Origin of the sequence: Williamsia muralis (genome assembly GCF_002735905.1) — a bacterium.
GTDB lineage: Bacteria > Actinomycetota > Actinomycetes > Mycobacteriales > Mycobacteriaceae > Williamsia > Williamsia muralis_A.
This window is the reverse complement of sequence record NZ_PEBD01000010.1, coordinates 214,540-232,326: the sequence shown is the minus strand read 5'-3', so window position 1 is coordinate 232,326 and position 17,787 is coordinate 214,540. Positions and strand designations below refer to the sequence as shown.

Here is a 17,787-nt window from a genome sequence, read left to right as displayed (position 1 = left end):
CCCCCGGTGAGCGCCACCATGACCGACCCACCAGTCGTGTCCGGTGCGCCGTCGAAAACGTCCACCGAGTACCGCCACGACCTCGACGGACTGCGCGGCATCGCCATCACTTTGGTGGCCGTCTTCCACATCTGGTTCGGCCGTGTGTCCGGTGGAGTCGACGTCTTCCTGACCCTGTCGGGCTACTTCTTCGTGGCGTCACTCCTCAAACACGTGTTGGCCACCAGCTCTCCCACTGCTCGGTGGTCGACGGCGATCAATCCTGGGCCACGCCTCTGGCGGCTCGCGCGACGACTCCTCCCCGCGCTTCTCACGGTGCTGCTGTTCATCGTGGTGCTGTCGCTGTGGCTGATGCCTCGAACACGATGGTCGCCGCTGGGTGACGAGGCCATCGCCTCGGCTCTCTACTACCAGAACTGGCACCTCGCCCTGGCATCGCAGGACTACCAGGCCGCCGATTCGGCGAACAGTCCGATGCAGCATCTGTGGTCGATGTCGGTGCAGGGGCAGTTCTTTGTGATCACGTTGCTGGCCGCACTGGCGCTCGGCGGCGTCCTGAAAGTGCTCGCACTCAGATTCGACGTCTTCCGTCGGCCGCCGGTCATCCGCGGGATCGTGTTCGCCGCCCTGCTCGGCGTCGCGGCGATCTCCTTCGCGTGGGCCCACCACCGGCACGGGATCAACCAGCCGTTCAACTACTACGACACCATCGCCCGCTGCTGGGAACCCATTGCCGGCGGTCTCCTCGCCGTGTGGATGCCCCGGCTCAAGATGGCGCAGTGGCTGCGAAACCTGGTGGGCCTGATCGCCTTGGGACTCATCATCAGCTGCGGGTGGTGGATCGTCGGGGTGCAACAGTATCCGTCGACGCTCGCGTTGGTGCCCGTCGGCGCGACCCTGTTGCTGATCTGGAGTGGCTCGCGCCAGACCGCGCCCGGCGACAACACCGACCCCGGCGCGGTCAGTTCGTGGCTTGCCCACCCGTCCATCGTCTGGCTCGGCTCCATCGCCTACGCCCTGTATCTGTGGCACTGGCCACTGCTGATCTTCTATCTGACCTGGCAATACAAGGACAGCGCGAACATCGTCGAGGGCGCCGGCATCATCGCGGTCTCGCTGCTCTTGGCATGGGCCACAGCCAGATACGTCGAGTCCCCGATCCGGGCCGGAAAGACTCCTTGGCGGCGGTCGGCGACAGTGCTGACGGCCGTCCTGCTGGTACTCACCGTGGTCGCGGGGGCGGGCATTGTCAGCTGGAACCGGCACGTGCAGAACATGACGGTGGACACCCAGAATCTCGATCCACGCCTGTATCCCGGCGCACGTGCGTTCCTCGACGGCGTGCCGGTGCCACGGGTGGAGCCCGAACCGAGTCCGCAGGTGGTCGAAAAGGATTGGCCCATCACGTCGTACGACTCGGTGATCTCCGGCTGGAAGGACGGATCGATCAGAGTCGGGGTGTACGGCGACGTGAACGCCACGCGCACTGTGGCTCTGGTGGGCGGCTCCCACGCCGAGTACTGGATCACCGCCCTCGACGCGATCGGCAGGCAGCACGGGTTCAAGGTGACCACCTACCTCAAGGTGGGGTGCCCACTGACCACCGACCACGTGTTCACCTGGTTCGGCCAGAAGTACTACCAATGCAACGAGTGGTCGCGCGACGTGATGGCACGCCTGGCCGTGGACAGACCAGACGTGGTGTTCACCAACAGCACTCGCCCGGTGGAAGGTCAGGTCACCGGCGACTTCGTCCCCGAGGACTACCTCGACATCTTCACCGAGTTCCGTGACCGCGGACAGAAGGTGATCGCAGTACGCGACAACCCCTGGGCCGTCGGCAAGGAGAGTCCGCCGGAATGCCTTGCGCTGGGCAAGAAGCCGTCGGTGTGCGGGGTCGAACGGTCGCTGGTGATGTCACCGACCGACCCCGCACTGGACATCGCGCCCCAGTTCCCGAACATGAGTTTCCTGGATTACACCGACGCGATGTGCAGCGACACCTACTGCCCCGCCGTGGTCGGGAACATCCTGTTGTGGCACGACTTCCACCATCTGAGCGCGACGTTTGTCCGCAGTCTCGTCCCGGCCCTCACCGCCGACATGCAGAGGGCATTACCCGGCTGGTGGTGAGACCGCCTACGCCTCACTCTTCCAGCGGGCGATGTCCTCGTCGGAGATCTCGACCGGACCCGTGGCCGGTTGGGTGATGCGGATGTGGTTGCCGAACGGATCGCGCAGCGCACAGTCGATTCCGTAGGGCTGCTCCGTCGGTTCTTCGGTGAACTCGACACCCAGTGCGGACAGTTCTTCGTAGGTCTTTCGGCAGTCGTCCGTGGTCAGCATGGCAGCGGCGCCCAGCGCGCCTTTCGTGACGAGGTCACGAACCGACGCTGCCACCTCTTCGCTGTGGGCGGGTGGGCCCGGGACCTCGAGGAGGATCTGACGATCTGGATCGCCGGGCAGCGCGATGGTGAGCCACCGCATGAAGCCCATGTCGACGTCGTCTTTTTTCTCGAAGCCCAGTTTGCCGACGTAGAAGTCGAGTGCTTCGTCCTGATCGAGAACCATGACCGAGTGAATGCTGATGTTTTTGAACATGTCTCAACGGTAGGGGCAGGGGTGGCCCCGTTGCTTATCCAAAACTGCTCGGTCTCGACCACGCCCTGACGAAACATCCCGGCACCTTCACCCGCGTGGCGGTGGCCCGGAATCCGCTGGGCGAATCCCCGACCACGGTTCGAAACGTCCGACTGAAGGTCCCGAGGCTCTCGAATCCCACCATCGCCGCGATGTCGGTGACGGGCAGCAGTGGATCACGCAGCAAATTCATCGCTCGCTCGATGCGACGGCGCTGCAGATACCGGTGCGGCGTCTCCCCGAAGGTGGCCCGGAAGGTTCGGGTGAAGTGGGCGGCGGACATGTGTGCCACGGCCGCCAACCGGGGCACGTCGAGTGGCTGAGCATAGTCGCGGTCCATTGCGTCGCGGGCGCGCAGCAACCGTCGGTTTTGATCCTCACCGGGACTCATTGCCACGGGTCAGAGCCTAGTGAACTACGCGAACTGATCCCAGCCGAGCTTGGCCGACATCACCACGACCACCACGAGCAGTGCGGCCCGGATCACCCCCGACCCTCGATTGAGCACCGTTCTCGATCCCAGCAGTGATCCCGCGACGTTGGCCACCGCGAGGAGCAGCCCGAGCTGCCACCACACATGCCCCTGGATCGCGAACACCACGAGGGCACCGAAGTTCGTGGCCGTATTGGCGATCTTGGCCAGTGCCGCACTCTCGATGAAGCTGCGGGAGAGCACCACGGTGAGCGCGATGATGAGGAACATCCCGGTACCGGGCCCGAAGATGCCGTCGTAGAAGCCGATCACCGCGAATGCGATACATCCGGCGATCACCTGCCGCCGGGTCAGCGGGCCGCCCGACCCGGTGCTCCGGCCGAACGAGGGCCTGCACGCGACGAAGATCCCGACCGCCAGCATCAGCACGATCACCAGCGGCCTGATCACATCTGCCGACACCAGCGACGCCGCGGTGGCACCGGCGGCCGCGCACACCCCGGCGATCGGTACGGAGATGAGGGCGAGGCGTCGCGGGACGGCGGTCACCCGGGAAAACGCGATGGCGGCCGCACCGGTGCCCCAGATCGCCGCGAGCTTGTTGGTACCGAGCGCGGTGGCCGGTGCCACGGTGGGGAACGCAATGAGCATCGCCGGGATCAGCACCAGCCCGCCACCACCGATCACCGCGTCGATCCAGCCCGCCGCAAGGGCCGCGACCAGTAACAACGTCAACACGTCCCAGTCGGGGATCATCTCGCACAGCCTTTACACACCACATGGACAGTAGGTGGACGTGACCAATCCCTCAGACACCGAGGAGGGAAATCACAGGTGGATGCGGCATGCTGTACGACGATGACCGCCACCACCCCCGCCGATTCCGCAGGCGCTGGGACCGTCACCAGCAGGTCCCGGCCGACCGCGAGGCGGGCGTATCTGCACCACGTCGACCTGATCCGGGCGACCACCTTCTCACTGGTCATCTTCGTGCACTGTCTGACCGCGACAACAGACGAATGGGACAGCGTTCCGGTCAACTCGACCACCCTGCTGCTCCACTTCACCCGCAACACGTTCTTTGCACTCAGCGGCTTCGTCCTGATGTACCAGAACTTCGAACGGGTCGACTTCCGGTCGGTGGACTTCTGGCGCCGTCGGATGAAACTGGTCATCTTCCCGTTTGTGATCTGGTCTTTTGTCTACTGGGCCGTGGAGGACATGTGGGCGCACGGGCGCACCGGTGACATCCCCGGCAGCCTCGGCGAGTTCTGGGATCTGCTCAAGTGGGGCCTGTCCGGGTTCCACATGTACTTCTTGTTCGTGATGCTGCAGGTGTACCTGCTGTTCCCGCTGGTGCTGTGGCTGGTGCGCCGCACGCGCGGGCGCCACCTGGCGCTGCTCGCCGTCAGTGCCGCAGTGCAGTGGGCATGTTTTGCGGTCATCACGCACTGGCAGCCACCTGCGAGCATCGCCGGGGTGTGGTGGCACTACTACGCGACCTTCGTGCCGTATCAGTTCTTCGTGTTCGCGGGAGCGGTGACGGCGGTCCATCTCGACGACATCCGGCTGTGGCTACAGGGCAAGGGCTGGTGGTTGTTCAGCGCACTGGTGGTGACCGGTTTGTTCGCGCTCGGCAACTTCTGGTGGCGGGTATGGGGTGATGATCAGCGTGCGATCGATGCGAGCGCCGCTTTTCAGCCCACGTTGTTCCCGTTCCTCGTCGCCGCGGTGGCGTGCCTGTACGCAGTCGGCCAGCACTGGGCCGACCATCACCGGCGCAGCACCCCCCGTTTCGACCGCATGGTGAAGTACGCCTCGAATCGCTCCTTCAGCGTCTTCCTGGTCCATGCGTTGCTGATCTTCTTCATCCTCTACCCGCAACGCAACAACGTCGCGTGGGTCGTGGACGTTCTGGGCGCACCGTGGGCGGCCATCGTCGTGTATCTCGGCACCCTCGCCGGCTCACTCCTCGTCGTGGAGGCCCTGCGCCGGATGCCCGGATCGGCGTATCTGACCGGTCGTGCCCGGTTGCCGATGCCGGACAGGTTCGACGTCGCTCAGCTCATCAGCACCGTCAACAACGCCCGCGGCCGGGCCAACACCGTCTCACGCAGGTGATTGCGCGCGATTGTCCATGTCGGACAATCACATTCGGCGAGGACGCCATGAACTTCGATACCCGCGTCGCGGCACAGCGCCACCGCACGACCGAGGTGGAAACCCTGGGTGACCACCAGCGCCGACCGCACCCCGAACAGGTCGTGGGCGCGACGGCATGATGCCGCGGTGTCGTATCCCTCGGGGTCGTCGATGATGTCCGACGAGGGCACCCCGTTCTGCTGGAGATAAGCGCGCATCACTGCCGGCTCGTTCCCCGCCGTCGCGCGGCCGTTCCCGGAGTTGAGCACCTGCTGCACCCGGCCGTCGCGGTAGAGCGCGAGTGCTGTGTCCAGCCGGCCGCGTACGTACGAATCGGGTTCACCGTCGATCACCTTTGCGCCCAGCACGAGGGCCACGGACGCCGAGGGGGCTTCGGACGCCTCGGACGTCCGGCCGTGCGCCTGCACGTACACCCAGGTGCTGGCGATGGTCACGACAAGCTCGACGCCTGCCAGCCCCGCGCCGATCAGCAGTAGAATTCGGTAACGACTTATGGCGGACATCACAAATACCTTACCGATCAGTAACTTAGGACAACCTGCGCAAAACCTTGGTACAGCCAGGCCTTAACGTACCTAGTGGAGAACACTGCGTGCGCTGGAGCGATTCAGTACAACGCCGTGGGCGCCACACAGCTTGCGATAGGGCCAGGCCCCATCTGGGGCCATCAGGCCGACCGGGTGAACGATTCGACCGCTACGCGTAAGAGACGTGTATCAGTCGGGCAGTTCGAGAGAGAAAGGCCGTGACGCCGTGAACACCGCGACGATCACCATCGGCACCATTGCTGCTCTGGCAAGCCTGGTGTGCTGGGCACTGTTTTTCCGTGGGGTGTGGACGATGCTCCGCACCATCGCCAAGGGCCAGAAAGACAACTCCCGGTTCACGCCGGTGCTCCCTCGCTTCAAGCAGATGATGATCGAGTTCGTCGCCCACACACGGATGGCGAAGTTCCGAACCGTCGGCTGGGCGCACTGGCTGGTGATGATCGGGTTCCTGCTCGGTTCGCTCCTGTGGTTCGAAGCGTACGGACAGACGTTCGACGCCAAGTTCCACTGGCCCATCTTCGGCGACACCTTCGCCTGGCACCTGCTCGATGAGCTTCTGGGCATCGGCACCGTGGTCGGCATCGTCACGCTGATCATCATCCGCCAGCTCAACCACCCGCGGGTTCCCGAGCGGCTCTCCCGGTTCTCCGGCTCGCGCTTCGGCGCCGCGTACTTCGTCGAGGTTGTCGTGCTGCTCGAAGGTCTGGGCATGATCTTCGTGAAGGCCGGCAAGATCGCCACCTACGGCCACGCTCATGCCGGCTCTGACTTCTTCACCATGCAGGTCGCCAAGCTGCTCCCGGCCAGCCCCACCATGGTCTCGGTCTTCGCGCTCATCAAACTGATGTCCGGCATGATCTGGCTCGCCGTCATCGGCCGCAACATCACATGGGGCGTGGCGTGGCACCGCTTCTCGGCCTTCTTCAACATCTACTTCAAGCGTGAGGACGACGGCGGGGTCGCGCTCGGCGCGGCCAGGCCGATGACATCGGGCGGCAAGGTACTCGACATGGAGACCGCCGACCCCGACGTGGACGCATTCGGTGCCGGCAAGATCGAGGACTTCACCTGGAAGGGTTGGCTCGACTTCACCACCTGCACCGAGTGTGGTCGCTGCCAGAGCCAGTGCCCCGCATGGAACACAGGCAAGCCGCTCTCCCCCAAGCTCCTCATCACCTCACTGCGCGACCACGGTTACGCCAAGGCGCCCTACCTCCTCGCCGGCGGCAAGAAGGACATCAGCGGCGACGAGGTCGGTCTGGTCGACGCCGACGGAAACGTTCTGCAGGACAAGCTCGATGCGATTCCCGAGGCAGCCCGCAACGAGGCCGAGCGCAAGCTGGTCGGCGAGAGCGAAGGCACCACGGGCGCGGTCATCGACACCGAGACGCTGTGGAGCTGCACCAACTGTGGTGCCTGCGTGGAGCAGTGCCCGGTCGACATCGAGCACGTCGACCACATCATCGACATGCGCCGCTACCAGGTGCTGATCGAATCGGACTTCCCGTCCGAGCTCGCGGGCCTGTTCAAGAACCTGGAGAACAAGGGCAATCCGTGGGGCCAGAACTCCAAGGACCGCACCAAGTGGATCGACGAGATGGACATCGAGATCCCGGTGTACGGCCAGGATGTCGAGAGCTTCGAAGGCTTTGAATACCTGTTCTGGGTCGGCTGCGCCGGCGCCTACGAGGACCGCGCGAAGAAGACCACCAAGGCCGTCGCCGAACTGCTCGACATCGCCGCCGTGGACTTCCTCGTCCTGGGTGAAGGCGAAACCTGTAACGGTGACTCCGCCCGTCGAGCAGGTAACGAGTTCCTGTTCCAGATGCTGGCGCAGCAGAACATCGAGACCCTCGATGAGATGTTCGCCACCGCACCCGCGCAGGCCAAGAAGATCGTCGTGACCTGCCCGCACTGCTTCAACACCCTGGGTAACGAGTACCCGCAGGTCGGCGGCAAGTACGAGGTGGTCCACCACACCCAGCTGCTCAACCGACTGGTCCGCGACAAGCGGCTCATCCCGGTGGCCCCGGTCAACAAGGACATCACCTACCACGACCCCTGCTTCCTGGGCCGGCACAACAAGGTCTACGACGCCCCGCGTGAGCTGATGGACGCTTCCGGAGCCAACCTGACCGAGATGCCCCGCCACGGCGAGCGGTCGATGTGCTGCGGCGCCGGCGGTGCCCGCATGTGGATGGAAGAGACCATCGGCAAGCGCATCAACCTCGACCGGGTCGACGAGGCACTCGGCACCTCACCGGAGAAGGTGGCCACCGGCTGCCCGTTCTGCCGCGTGATGCTGACCGACGGCGTGACCGCGAAGACCTCGGGCACCGAGCTCGAGAACAAGGTCGAGGTGCTCGACGTCGCGCAGCTGATCCTCGACTCCGTCAGGCGCGGCGCCCCCGAGATCAAGCGCGGCGGCCGTTTCCTCGGCGCAGCGTCGCTGGGATTGTCGGCGCCGGTCGCCGAACCAGAGGCCAAGCCTGTCGAGAAGAAGGAACCGGCAGCCGAGCCCGCCAAGGCGGCAGCGGCCACAGCCACCGACACCAAGGAAAAGCCGAAGGTCGGCGGCGGACTGGGCATCGGCGGCGGCGCCAAGAAGCCGGGCGGCGGTGCACCCAAGCCCGGTGGCGCGGCCACGAAGCCGGGCGGCGGCGCACCCAAGCCGGGCGGCGCAGCAAAGCCGACGTCCGACGAGAAGGCGACCGCGCCCGCAGCCGAAGGCGCCAAGGGCCTGTCGATCGGTGGCGGCGCCAAGAAGCCGGGAGCACCGAAACCCGGTGGCGCAGCCAAGAAGCCGGGTGCTGCGAAGCCTGCGGCGGAGGCCGCCGGCACGGCAGCGACCGCTGAGACAACCGAGACAGCAGAGGCCTCCGAGACCAAGGCCGCACCCGTCAAGGGGCTGTCGATCGGTGGGGGCGCCAAGAGGCCGGGAGCACCCAAGCCCGGAGGCGCAGCGAAGAAGCCCGGCGCAGCCAAGCCGGCTTCGACGCCTGAACCCGACGCTACCGAGACCGAGTCCGAGGCGACATCCGTCACCGAAGAGCCGGCCACCACCGGCCAGGCCGGCGAGAAGCCGCCGGCCGCTCAGGTCAAGGGCCTGGCCATCGGTGGAGGGGCCAAGCGTCCCGGGGCCAAGCGTCCCGGGGCCCCGAAGCCGGGGGCAGGCAAGCCCGACGAGGATGTCGCACCCGCGCCGGTGGCCGACGAGCCGTCGAAGGTCGACGAGCCCGAGGTCGGCGAACCGGCCGCGGAGGGCACTGCGGAGGGTGGGGCATCAGAACCGTCGCCCTCCGTTCCCGTGAAGGGTCTGGCGATCGGCGGGAAGGCCAAGCGTCCCGGCGCGAAGAAGCCGGGTGCGGCGAAGGCTGCTCCAGCCCCTGAGGCCGAGCCCGAACCAGTCTCCGAGCCCGAACCGACCCCGGAGCCCGAACCGACCCCCGAGCCGGCTGAAGCCACGGAGACCGCCGAGGCAACCGAAACTGCCGAGGTGGCAGAAGCCGCTCCGGCAACCACCGAGAGCACCAACGGCGCCGCGGCCACCAACGGCGACGCACCGGCCGACAGTCGGACGCTGGCCGAATCAGGCCCCTCCAAGGCCAAGGGATTCGGCATCGCAGCAGGCAAGAAGCGTCCTGGTAAACGCTGAACCCGAAAACGATTTGCGAAAGGCTGGCACCATAAGCAGGTGAGCAGACCACACGTGTCGACGGTGTACCGCGACCTCAAACCACTCGAGCAATCGGCGAAGCTCCGCAACGTCGCCTATGAGATCCGCGGACCGGTGACGGCCCACGCGGCTCGCCTGGAGGCGGAGGGGCATCGGATCCTGAAGCTGAACATCGGTAATCCTGCCCAGTTCGGTTTCGAGGCGCCGGACGTGATCATGCGCGACATGATCCACGCGTTGCCGTACTCCCAGGGGTACAGCGAATCCCTGGGGGTGCTGCCGGCTCGTCGCGCGGTGGTCACCCGGTACGAACTGATCCCGGACTTCCCGTACTTCGACGTCGACGACGTGATCTTGGGCAACGGTGTATCCGAGTTGATCACCATGACCATGCAGGCGTTGCTCGACGACGGCGACGAGGTGCTGATCCCCTCCCCCGACTACCCGCTGTGGACCGCGATGACGGCGCTGTCCGGGGGTAAGGCGATCCACTACCTCTGCGACGAGGACAACGACTGGAACCCCGACATCGCGGACATCGAGTCGAAGATCACCCCGCGCACCAAGGCGCTGCTGGTGATCAACCCGAACAATCCGACCGGCGCGGTCTACAAACGTGAAGTCCTCAAGCAGCTGGTCGAATTGGCCCGCAAGCACTCGCTGTTGCTCCTGGCCGACGAGATCTACGACAAGATCCTGTACGACGATGCCGAGCACATCAATCTCGCGTCGCTGGCGCCAGACCTGCTCTGCCTCACCTTCAACGGCCTGTCCAAGGCCTACCGGGTGTGTGGTTATCGGGCCGGGTGGGTGGCCATCACCGGGCCGAAAGACCACGCGAAGGGCTTCATCGACGGCATGAAGATGCTGGCGTCGACCCGCCTGTGCTCGAACGTTCCGGGTCAGCACGCCATTCAGGTCGCGCTCGGCGGCTACCAGAGCATCGAGGATCTTGTCCTACCCGGCGGGCGGCTGCTGGAACAGCGCGACATCACCTGGGAGAAGCTCAACGAGATCCCCGGCGTGAGCTGTGTGAAGCCGATGGGCGCCCTCTACGCTTTCCCGCGCCTGGATCCCGAGGTCCACGAGATCCACGACGACGAGAAGTTTGTCCTCGATCTCCTGGTTCGCGAGAAGATCCTCGTCGTGCACGGCACCGGATTCAACTGGCCCAGCCCCGACCACTTCCGCATCGTCACGTTGCCGTGGTCACGCGATCTCGGTGACGCGGTGCAGCGAATGGGCAACTTCTTGGCCAGTTACAAGCAGTAAAACCACATAACCGCAGCTCAGCACCTCTTGATTTAAGTGTGACGACTGGTAACGTCTAACTCACTCAATCACTCAAGGGGGAGTTGATGACTGCTATCGACAGCAACCAGAAGGCCGCCGAGCCCGCCTGGCGGTCCCGCACCGTGATCCGCGACGGCGTGGAGCTGGCCGTGTTCGAGCTGGGCGAGCGGTCATCTGACCACCCGACCGTGGTGCTCGTGCACGGATGGCCCGACACCCACCATCTGTGGCATTCGGTGGCGCCGATCCTGGCCGAGCGTTACCACGTGGTGGCCTACGACACCCGCGGCTACGGCGAGAGCGCCAAGCCCGGCGGCGACGCCGCCTACCGCCTCCCCGAGTTGGCAGCCGATCTCTTCGCGGTGATCGACGGGGTCAGTCCGGGGGTTGCTGTTCACGTCCTCGCGCACGACTGGGGTTCGGTCCAGACGTGGGAAGCCGTCTGCACACCTGGCGCCGACGACCGGATCGCCTCGTTCATCTCGGTGTCGGGACCGAACCTCGACCACCTCGGCGAGTGGACCCGTGAGCGACTGCGTCGGCCCACCCCAAAATCCGTGGGACAGGCGGTCTCTCAGCTCGTGTCGTCGAGCTACACGGCCGTGTTCCAGCTCCCGGTGGTACCCAAAGCCCTGTTCGGCGCCGCCATGCACCCCGCGACGTGGCAACGGCTGCTCACCGCCGTCGAAGGTACCGACCCGGCCAACCTCACCTTCGCACCGACGTTCCGTGCCGACGCGGTATCAGGGTTGCGGTACTACCGCGCCAACATCCGTCCGCGACTGGCGAATCCGGATCCACGCAGCACCACCGTTCCGGTGTTCGAGGTGGTGAACACGCGCGACATCGCTCTGCGCAGTGCAATCTTCGCCAACACGCCTCGCTACACGGACAAGCACTGGCGTCGCGACACCGAGACCGGCCACTGGCTGCCGTACACGAACCCCGGCTACCTTGCCGAGATCGCCGGCGACTTCATCGAGACGATCCGCGGGCGCGAGGTGTCACCGGTCATCGAGCGCGCCCGCCGGCGGGGTGCGAACACCTCTGTGTCGGGCAAACTCGCGGTCATCACCGGCGCGGGCAGCGGAATCGGCAAAGAGACGGCAATCCTGCTCGCCCGCAACGGGGCCGAGGTCATCGTGGCGGACATCAACCTCGATGCAGCCGAGACCACGGCTGCCGCAATCACTTCCAACGGCGGACTGGCCACTGCCTACCGGCTCGACGTGGCCGACCAGGACGCATTCGCCGCATTCGCCGCAGACGTGTCCAAGCGCCACGGAGTTGCCGACATCGTGATCAACAATGCCGGCATCGGTTTCGCCGGACACGCCCTCGACGCCACCGATGAACAGATCCGGCGACTGATCGACATCAATCTGCTCGGGGTCATCACCGGCAGCCGGGTCTTCGGCCGGGCGATGGTGGAACGCGGCCTCGGTGGCCAGATCGTCAACTTGGCGTCGGCAGCTGCGTTCACACCACAGCAGGGCCTCGGCAGCTACGCGGCCACCAAGGCCGGGGTGCTGATGTTCAGCGAATCCCTCCGGGCCGAGCTGGCCGAGCATCACATCGGAGTCTCTGCGATCTGCCCCGGCATCGTCGACACCAACATCGTCGCGGCCACCGAGTTCGCCGGGTCCACCGCGGACACGCAACAACAATTGCGCGACAGGATGAGTGGGATGTACCGCCGCCGCGGCTACACGCCGGACAAGGTGGCGTCCGCGATCCTCGGGGCAATCGAGAACAACAGGGCGGTGGTACCGGTGACCCCCGAGGCACACGCCTGGTACCGCATCTACCGCTTCACACCCGGGCTCTCGCGTCTGATGGCCCGCGCAAAGTTGTTCTGAACAGGAGACGGCGATGACCCACGCTTTTGATCCGGGACCAGTTGAACTGCATGCCCGCAACGTCGAGTTCGAGTGGAAGAACACCCCACTGCACTGGATTCCGAACCATCCGGTGTCGTCCAATGTCATCAGCATGCTCAATCTGCTGCTGCCAGAGGGCGAGCGCTGGTTCGTGCAGACGTACAACGAGGCGCTGCCCCTGGTGAAGGACGAGGTGCTCGCGGCTGCGATGCGCGGCTTCATCGGGCAGGAGGCGATGCACGCCGAAGCCCACGACCGGGTGCTGTGGGAGTTTCTCGACGAGAACGGCCTGGACCCCCGGCCGTTCCAGCGCCAGATGGAGTGGATCTTCCGTAAGATCCTCGGCCCCTCCGAGAAGGGCACTGCGAAGGCACGGTACAAGCACCTCGTCGAGCGACTATGGCTGATCGCCGCCATCGAGCACTACACCGCCGTACTCGGCGACTTCGCCCTCAACAACAAGTGGGACGAGCACGGTGCCGACCCCATGATGGCCGACCTCTTCCGGTGGCACGGCGCCGAAGAGGTGGAACATCGTTGTGTGGCACACGATGTCGCCACCTATTTCGGCGACAGCTATCTCAAACGTGGCCGGGCCATGCTGGTCGCTCTGCCGGCGTTGCTCTTTGTCATCCACCGCGGCATCCGCTTCATCGCCCATGGCGACCCGGCCGGCAAGGTGAGCTACCCCCGGTTGTGGCTCGGATGGTTCTCCGGCGCCCGAAACGGGCTGCTGCCCACCCTTCGGTCCATCGTCTTCGCGACCTTCAGTTACTTCCGGCGCGACTTCTCCCCGATGGAGGTGGGGTCGACGGCTCAGGCCGTCGCCTACCTTGCGACGTCACCTGCGGCCCGGACCGCACACCCATGAATCAACGCCACCACCCGCACACGACCGCGATGACGGCGCCGCCGCCGCATCTGTACAACCGGTATCAGCACGACCCGGCGATGCGGATCGCGACACTGCTCGGCAAGGTGTGGTTCCCGCTGTGGAGCACGCTCACCAAAACACCTGTGCCGAAAGAGGTCCACCGCGTCACCACGGTGCGGATCATCGGCCGCGAGGTGGTGGCCGAGGACGAGAACGTGGTGGCCCTCACCCTCGCCGACCCCGACGGCGGGGAGCTCACACCGTGGTACGCCGGCGCTCACCTCGACCTGCTGCTGCCGTCCGGCCGTATGCGCGAGTACTCACTGTGCGGCGACCCCGCCGATCGTGACCACTACCGGATCGCCGTGCGGCGGATACCGGACGGTGGTGGCGGATCGCTCGAGGTTCACGACCAGCTCCGGGTCGGTGACCTACTGCGGATCAAGGGGCCGCGCAACGCCTTTCCCCTTGCACTGCCCGGTCACGGGTCGCCGGCACGCCGACTGCGATTCATCGCCGGCGGCATCGGCATCACCCCGATCCTACCGATGTTGCAGGCCGCCGAGCGGCTGGGCCTGGACTGGTCGATGGTGTACACCGGCCGCAGCGTCGACTCCCTGCCCTTCGTCGACGAACTGGCCCGCTACGGTGACCGGATCACGGTGCGCACCGACGACACCGACGGCATCCCCACCGCACATGATCTTCTCGGTGGGGACGACGCCGACTCACCGGGGCTTCCCGGAACTTCCGTCTACTGCTGCGGCCCCGTCCCCATGCTGAACTCCATTCGTGCCGCACTGGCGGGCAGAGCCGACATCGAACTGCATTTCGAAAGGTTCTCTCCGCCACCAGTTCTCGACGGGCGGCCATTCCGGGTGACCCTGGACAGCACCGGCGGTGACGTTGCGGTCGGTGCCACCGAGTCGACACTGGCGGCAGTCCGCCGGGTTCTGCCGTCGGTGCCGTACTCGTGCCAGCAGGGCTTCTGCGGCACCTGCAAGGTCCGGGTACTCGAAGGCCAGGTCGAACACCGCGACAACATCCTCACCGAACCAGAACGCGACGCCGGTGTGATGCTCACCTGCGTCTCGCGGGCCGAGGGTGACCACCTTCGTCTCGACCTCTGAACCAGAACAGCAACGGAGAACATCATCGTGGCCGAACCTCAATTCACCGTTGCCATCGTGGGTGCCGGATTCGGCGGGCTCGCTGCCGGGATCAAGTTGCAAGAACGCGGAATCGACGACTACGTGATCTTCGACCGCAACGACGACGTCGGCGGCACCTGGCTGGCCAATCAGTACCCCGGTGTCGAGGTGGACATCCCGTCGGTCACCTACTCCTACAAGTTCGCGCTCAATCCGGATTGGTCCGCGGTGTTCGCGCCGGGATCGGAACTGCTGCAGTACGCCCGCGACATCGCCGAGCGGTTCGGGATCCGCGAGCACATCCGGTTCGGCACCGCGGTGACCGCGGCCGATTTCGACAAGACCACCGATTTGTGGACCGTCACCACCGCATCCGGCGAGACCGTCACCGCCCGGTTCCTGATCAGTTGCCATGGCGCGCTGTCCACCCCGGCCACGCCCGCGCTGCCCGGCCTGGAGAACTTCTCGGGCAAGGTGCTGCGCTCGGCATCCTGGGACCACGATTACGACCTGACCGGTAAGCGGGTCGCCATCATCGGCACCGGAGCCACCGGCATCCAGATCATCCCCACCATCGCACCCGACGTCGAACATCTGACCGTGGTGCAGCGCACGGCCATCTGGGTGTTGCCCAAACCGAACGCGCCGATCCCCGACCGCCTGCGCGGCGTCTACCGGTTCGCGCCGAAACTGCAGTTGCTGCCGCGTTTTTTGATTGACTCGACGTTCGAGATCGCGGAGACGCTCGGGGTGGTCTACAACAAGCAGTTGCCCGCCATCACTCGGGGAATGGAGAAGCTCTGCCTGCGTCACTTGCGGAGTCAGGTCAAAGACCCAGAGCTGCGCACCAAGCTCACCCCGCACTACGGCTACGCCTGCAAACGTCCGTCGTTCTCCAACGACTACTTCCCCACGTTCAACCGCGACAACGTCGACCTGGAGACTTCGCCCATCACCGAGATCACCGGCAGCGGAATCGTTTTCGCAGACGGCCGACGTCTGGAGATCGATGCGCTCATCCTCGCAACCGGGTTCAAGATCTTCGATCTCCCGTACACCATCCGCGGAGTCGGCGGCCAGGATCTCGGCGACACCTGGGACTCGGAACGTATGCATGCCTACGAGGGCATCACCGTCCCGGACTTCCCCAACCTGTTCCTGGCGCCTGGACCCTACGGCGTGATCGGGTTCTCGTGGTTCGACACCATCGAACTCTGCGTCACCCACGCGGTGCGGGTTGTCGCGAAAGCCGTCGAGTCCGGCGCGGGCCGGGTGAGCGCAACCGATGAGCAGACCGAAGAGTTCGTCGAGAAGATGCGCAAGAAGGTGCGCAGCACGGTCTTTGCGAGTCCGCGCTGCGCCGGGTCGAACACCTACTACATCAACGCTCAAGGTGATTCGCCCTACCTCCGACCGACCAGCCGGGTGGAGTCGATCCTGTCTCTGCGCAAAGCCCTCAAGGACGGTTACGAGTACTCCGCCTGACGCGCATCGTCCTCCACCACCACCGCGGCACCGAGTTGTCTGGTCCGCAGGGTGATCCAGGCGATCGGCGCAGCGAGGCCCGCAGCAACGGCGGCCACCACCACCGAACCGTGCAGCCCGTCGACAAACGCGTCACGGATGACCTCGAGCATCTGCTGACCGCCTGGACCCGGGATGGACGAGGCGACCTGCACACCGGCCATCACCGAATCCTTGGATGCAGCAAGGGCTTCGGGGGGCAGACCGCTGCCATCGAGCCTGTCACCGATCCCCGATGTATAGATGGAAGACAGCACCGAGCCGAGCACGGCGACCCCCAGGGTGCCGCCGATCTCGCGCGTCACGTCGTTGACCGCCGAGCCCGCGCCCGCCTGCTGCGGTGCAAGGGAATTGGTGATGATGTTGGTGGCCGGCCCCTGCACCAGGGCGAGGCCCGCCGCCATCAGGCTCATCGACCAGATGATCAACCCCCAGTAGGAGGCGTCTTCGCCTGCAAGGAGAACCAAGGCGAACCCGGCGGCCATCGTCAATGATCCCAGTGCCGCAACCCGCCCGGGCCCCAGCTTGCGGGCGAACACCATCGCGAGCGGCGAGAACGCGGCCATCACGATCGCGAACGGCAGGGTGCGCAGTCCGGCCTCCAGCGGACCGTAGCCCTTGACGGCCTGGAAGTACTGGGTGATCAGGAAGATGAACCCGAACAGGCTGAAGAATGCGACCGCGATCAGCCCCGAGGCCACGGCGAAGGGCCGGTTGTTGAACAGGCGCACATCCAGGATGGGATGGCGCGAGCACAGCTCGACGTACACGAATCCAATCAAAAGTGCTGCCGCACCGAGGAATCCACCAATGGTCTGCAGCGATCCCCACCCGTGGTTCGGCCCCTCGATCAGGGTGTAGACCAGCAGGGTCACGCCGGCGATAGACGCCACCGCACCGGTGAGGTCGAACGGACCCGGCTGGGCTTTGCCGCCGCTGGGCACCGCGAGGTAGACACCGACGAGCACTGCTGCGGCGATCGGCAGATTGACCCAGAACACCGACGACCACGAGTAGTGCTCGAGCAGCCAACCTCCGAGCACGGGACCGATGGCCACGGCGATACCGGTGGTGCCGGCCCAGATGCCGACAGCGATGGCCCGCTCCTTGAGGTCGGGGAAGATACCGATCAGGATGGCCAGGGTGGCCGGAAAGACCAGTGAGGCAAACAATCCGAGCCCCGCACGCGTGGCGATGAGCTGTCCGAGCGAGCTCGATTCCGCAGCGAGCACCGACACCGCCGCGAACCCGAGGATGCCTATGACCAGTACCTTGCGGCGGCCGAATCGATCGGCGAAATGGCCTGCGGTGAGCAGTAATCCGGCAAAGGTGAGGGTGTAGGCGTCCACCACCCACTGCAGTCCCGAGTTGCTCGCGCCGAGGTCCCGACTGATGGTCGGCAGCGCGACGTTGACGATGGTGTTGTCGATCATCACCAGGAGCACGGCGCCACAGAGGGCGACCAGACCCCACCAGCGATTGCGCGACCGGGTAGCGGTCTTGTGTTCGACCAGCTCTGTCTTTCTCATCGACTCTCTCCCGAAGTAGGTTGCTGTTCTAGTGTTGTAGTACATTGTTCTATACTAGAAGAACAGTGTGCTACTG

13 protein-coding genes are annotated in these 17,787 nt (G+C 65.4%); 8 read left to right on the top strand and 5 right to left on the bottom strand.

Going from position 1 to position 17,787, the window contains the following annotated elements; all coding sequences use genetic code 11:
• The first annotated feature begins 18 nt into the window (after positions 1-18).
• Positions 19-2,133 (top strand): acyltransferase family protein, encoded by a 2,115-nt coding sequence (locus CSW57_RS14850; RefSeq protein WP_099384480.1) that lies wholly within the window; start codon positions 19-21, stop codon positions 2,131-2,133.
• Between the two features lie 6 nt (positions 2,134-2,139).
• On the opposite strand, the gene CSW57_RS14845 is transcribed toward CSW57_RS14850, so the two are convergent.
• Genes CSW57_RS14845 through CSW57_RS14835 form a run of 3 tightly spaced genes read right to left on the bottom strand, consistent with a single transcriptional unit; the run spans position 2,140 to position 3,829 of the window.
• Positions 2,140-2,601, bottom strand: coding sequence for a VOC family protein (locus CSW57_RS14845; RefSeq protein ID WP_099383541.1), 462 nt, complete (start codon positions 2,599-2,601; stop codon positions 2,140-2,142).
• Between the two features lie 34 nt (positions 2,602-2,635).
• The gene (locus CSW57_RS14840) at positions 2,636-3,031 is read right to left on the bottom strand and encodes a helix-turn-helix domain-containing protein (RefSeq protein WP_099383540.1); all 396 of its coding nucleotides are present in this window, start codon (positions 3,029-3,031) and stop codon (positions 2,636-2,638) included.
• Positions 3,032-3,055: 24 nt separating this feature from the next.
• On the bottom strand, positions 3,056-3,829 hold the full coding sequence (locus tag CSW57_RS14835) for a TSUP family transporter (RefSeq protein ID WP_099383539.1): 774 nt from the start codon (positions 3,827-3,829) through the stop codon (positions 3,056-3,058).
• Between the two features lie 102 nt (positions 3,830-3,931).
• On the opposite strand from CSW57_RS14835, the gene CSW57_RS14830 reads away from it, so the two are divergent.
• Positions 3,932-5,194: an acyltransferase gene (locus tag CSW57_RS14830; protein WP_099383538.1), complete on the top strand. Its 1,263-nt coding sequence runs from the start codon at positions 3,932-3,934 to the stop codon at positions 5,192-5,194.
• On the opposite strand, the gene CSW57_RS14825 is transcribed toward CSW57_RS14830, so the two are convergent.
• Positions 5,134-5,739: a SanA/YdcF family protein gene (locus CSW57_RS14825; RefSeq protein ID WP_099383537.1), complete on the bottom strand. Its 606-nt coding sequence runs from the start codon at positions 5,737-5,739 to the stop codon at positions 5,134-5,136. The two genes, CSW57_RS14830 and CSW57_RS14825, sit on opposite strands and share 61 nt — an antisense overlap.
• Positions 5,740-5,989: 250 nt before the next feature.
• On the opposite strand from CSW57_RS14825, the gene CSW57_RS14820 reads away from it, so the two are divergent.
• From CSW57_RS14820 to CSW57_RS14795, 6 genes are all read left to right on the top strand, one after another.
• Entirely contained in the window at positions 5,990-9,439 is a 3,450-nt protein-coding gene (locus CSW57_RS14820) for a (Fe-S)-binding protein (RefSeq protein WP_099384479.1), read from the top strand.
• Between the two features lie 39 nt (positions 9,440-9,478).
• Positions 9,479-10,732: a pyridoxal phosphate-dependent aminotransferase gene (locus tag CSW57_RS14815; RefSeq protein WP_099383536.1), complete on the top strand. Its 1,254-nt coding sequence runs from the start codon at positions 9,479-9,481 to the stop codon at positions 10,730-10,732.
• Positions 10,733-10,818: 86 nt separating this feature from the next.
• Positions 10,819-12,612, top strand: coding sequence for an SDR family oxidoreductase (locus tag CSW57_RS14810; protein WP_099383535.1), 1,794 nt, complete (start codon positions 10,819-10,821; stop codon positions 12,610-12,612).
• 13 nt (positions 12,613-12,625) lie between these two features.
• Positions 12,626-13,504: a metal-dependent hydrolase gene (locus tag CSW57_RS14805; RefSeq protein WP_062796975.1), complete on the top strand. Its 879-nt coding sequence runs from the start codon at positions 12,626-12,628 to the stop codon at positions 13,502-13,504.
• Positions 13,501-14,637, top strand: a complete 1,137-nt coding sequence (locus CSW57_RS14800) for a PDR/VanB family oxidoreductase (protein WP_099383534.1) — start codon at positions 13,501-13,503, stop codon at positions 14,635-14,637. The genes CSW57_RS14805 and CSW57_RS14800 overlap by 4 nt, the downstream gene beginning before the upstream one ends.
• Positions 14,638-14,664: 27 nt before the next feature.
• Positions 14,665-16,143, top strand: a complete 1,479-nt coding sequence (locus tag CSW57_RS14795; RefSeq protein WP_223249274.1) for a flavin-containing monooxygenase — start codon at positions 14,665-14,667, stop codon at positions 16,141-16,143.
• Here CSW57_RS14795 and CSW57_RS14790 read toward each other — a convergent pair.
• Positions 16,125-17,711 carry a DHA2 family efflux MFS transporter permease subunit gene (locus CSW57_RS14790; protein WP_099383532.1) on the bottom strand — a complete coding sequence of 529 codons (1,587 nt, stop codon included), beginning with the start codon at positions 17,709-17,711 and terminating at the stop codon, positions 16,125-16,127. The genes CSW57_RS14795 and CSW57_RS14790 overlap by 19 nt on opposite strands.
• Positions 17,712-17,787: the final 76 nt, after the last annotated feature.

What these genes read in the sequence shown, in the direction of transcription:
- CSW57_RS14850 (WP_099384480.1), top strand. Translation starts at nt 19, where the DNA reads ATGACCGACCCACCAGTCGTGTCCGGTGCGCCGTCGAAAACGTCCACC.
- CSW57_RS14845 (WP_099383541.1), bottom strand. Translation starts at nt 2,601, where the DNA reads ATGTTCAAAAACATCAGCATTCACTCGGTCATGGTTCTCGATCAGGAC.
- CSW57_RS14840 (WP_099383540.1), bottom strand. Translation starts at nt 3,031, where the DNA reads ATGAGTCCCGGTGAGGATCAAAACCGACGGTTGCTGCGCGCCCGCGAC.
- CSW57_RS14835 (WP_099383539.1), bottom strand. Translation starts at nt 3,829, where the DNA reads ATGATCCCCGACTGGGACGTGTTGACGTTGTTACTGGTCGCGGCCCTT.
- CSW57_RS14830 (WP_099383538.1), top strand. Translation starts at nt 3,932, where the DNA reads ATGACCGCCACCACCCCCGCCGATTCCGCAGGCGCTGGGACCGTCACC.
- CSW57_RS14825 (WP_099383537.1), bottom strand. Translation starts at nt 5,739, where the DNA reads ATGTCCGCCATAAGTCGTTACCGAATTCTACTGCTGATCGGCGCGGGG.
- CSW57_RS14810 (WP_099383535.1), top strand. Translation starts at nt 10,819, where the DNA reads ATGACTGCTATCGACAGCAACCAGAAGGCCGCCGAGCCCGCCTGGCGG.
- CSW57_RS14805 (WP_062796975.1), top strand. Translation starts at nt 12,626, where the DNA reads ATGACCCACGCTTTTGATCCGGGACCAGTTGAACTGCATGCCCGCAAC.
- CSW57_RS14800 (WP_099383534.1), top strand. Translation starts at nt 13,501, where the DNA reads ATGAATCAACGCCACCACCCGCACACGACCGCGATGACGGCGCCGCCG.
- CSW57_RS14790 (WP_099383532.1), bottom strand. Translation starts at nt 17,711, where the DNA reads ATGAGAAAGACAGAGCTGGTCGAACACAAGACCGCTACCCGGTCGCGC.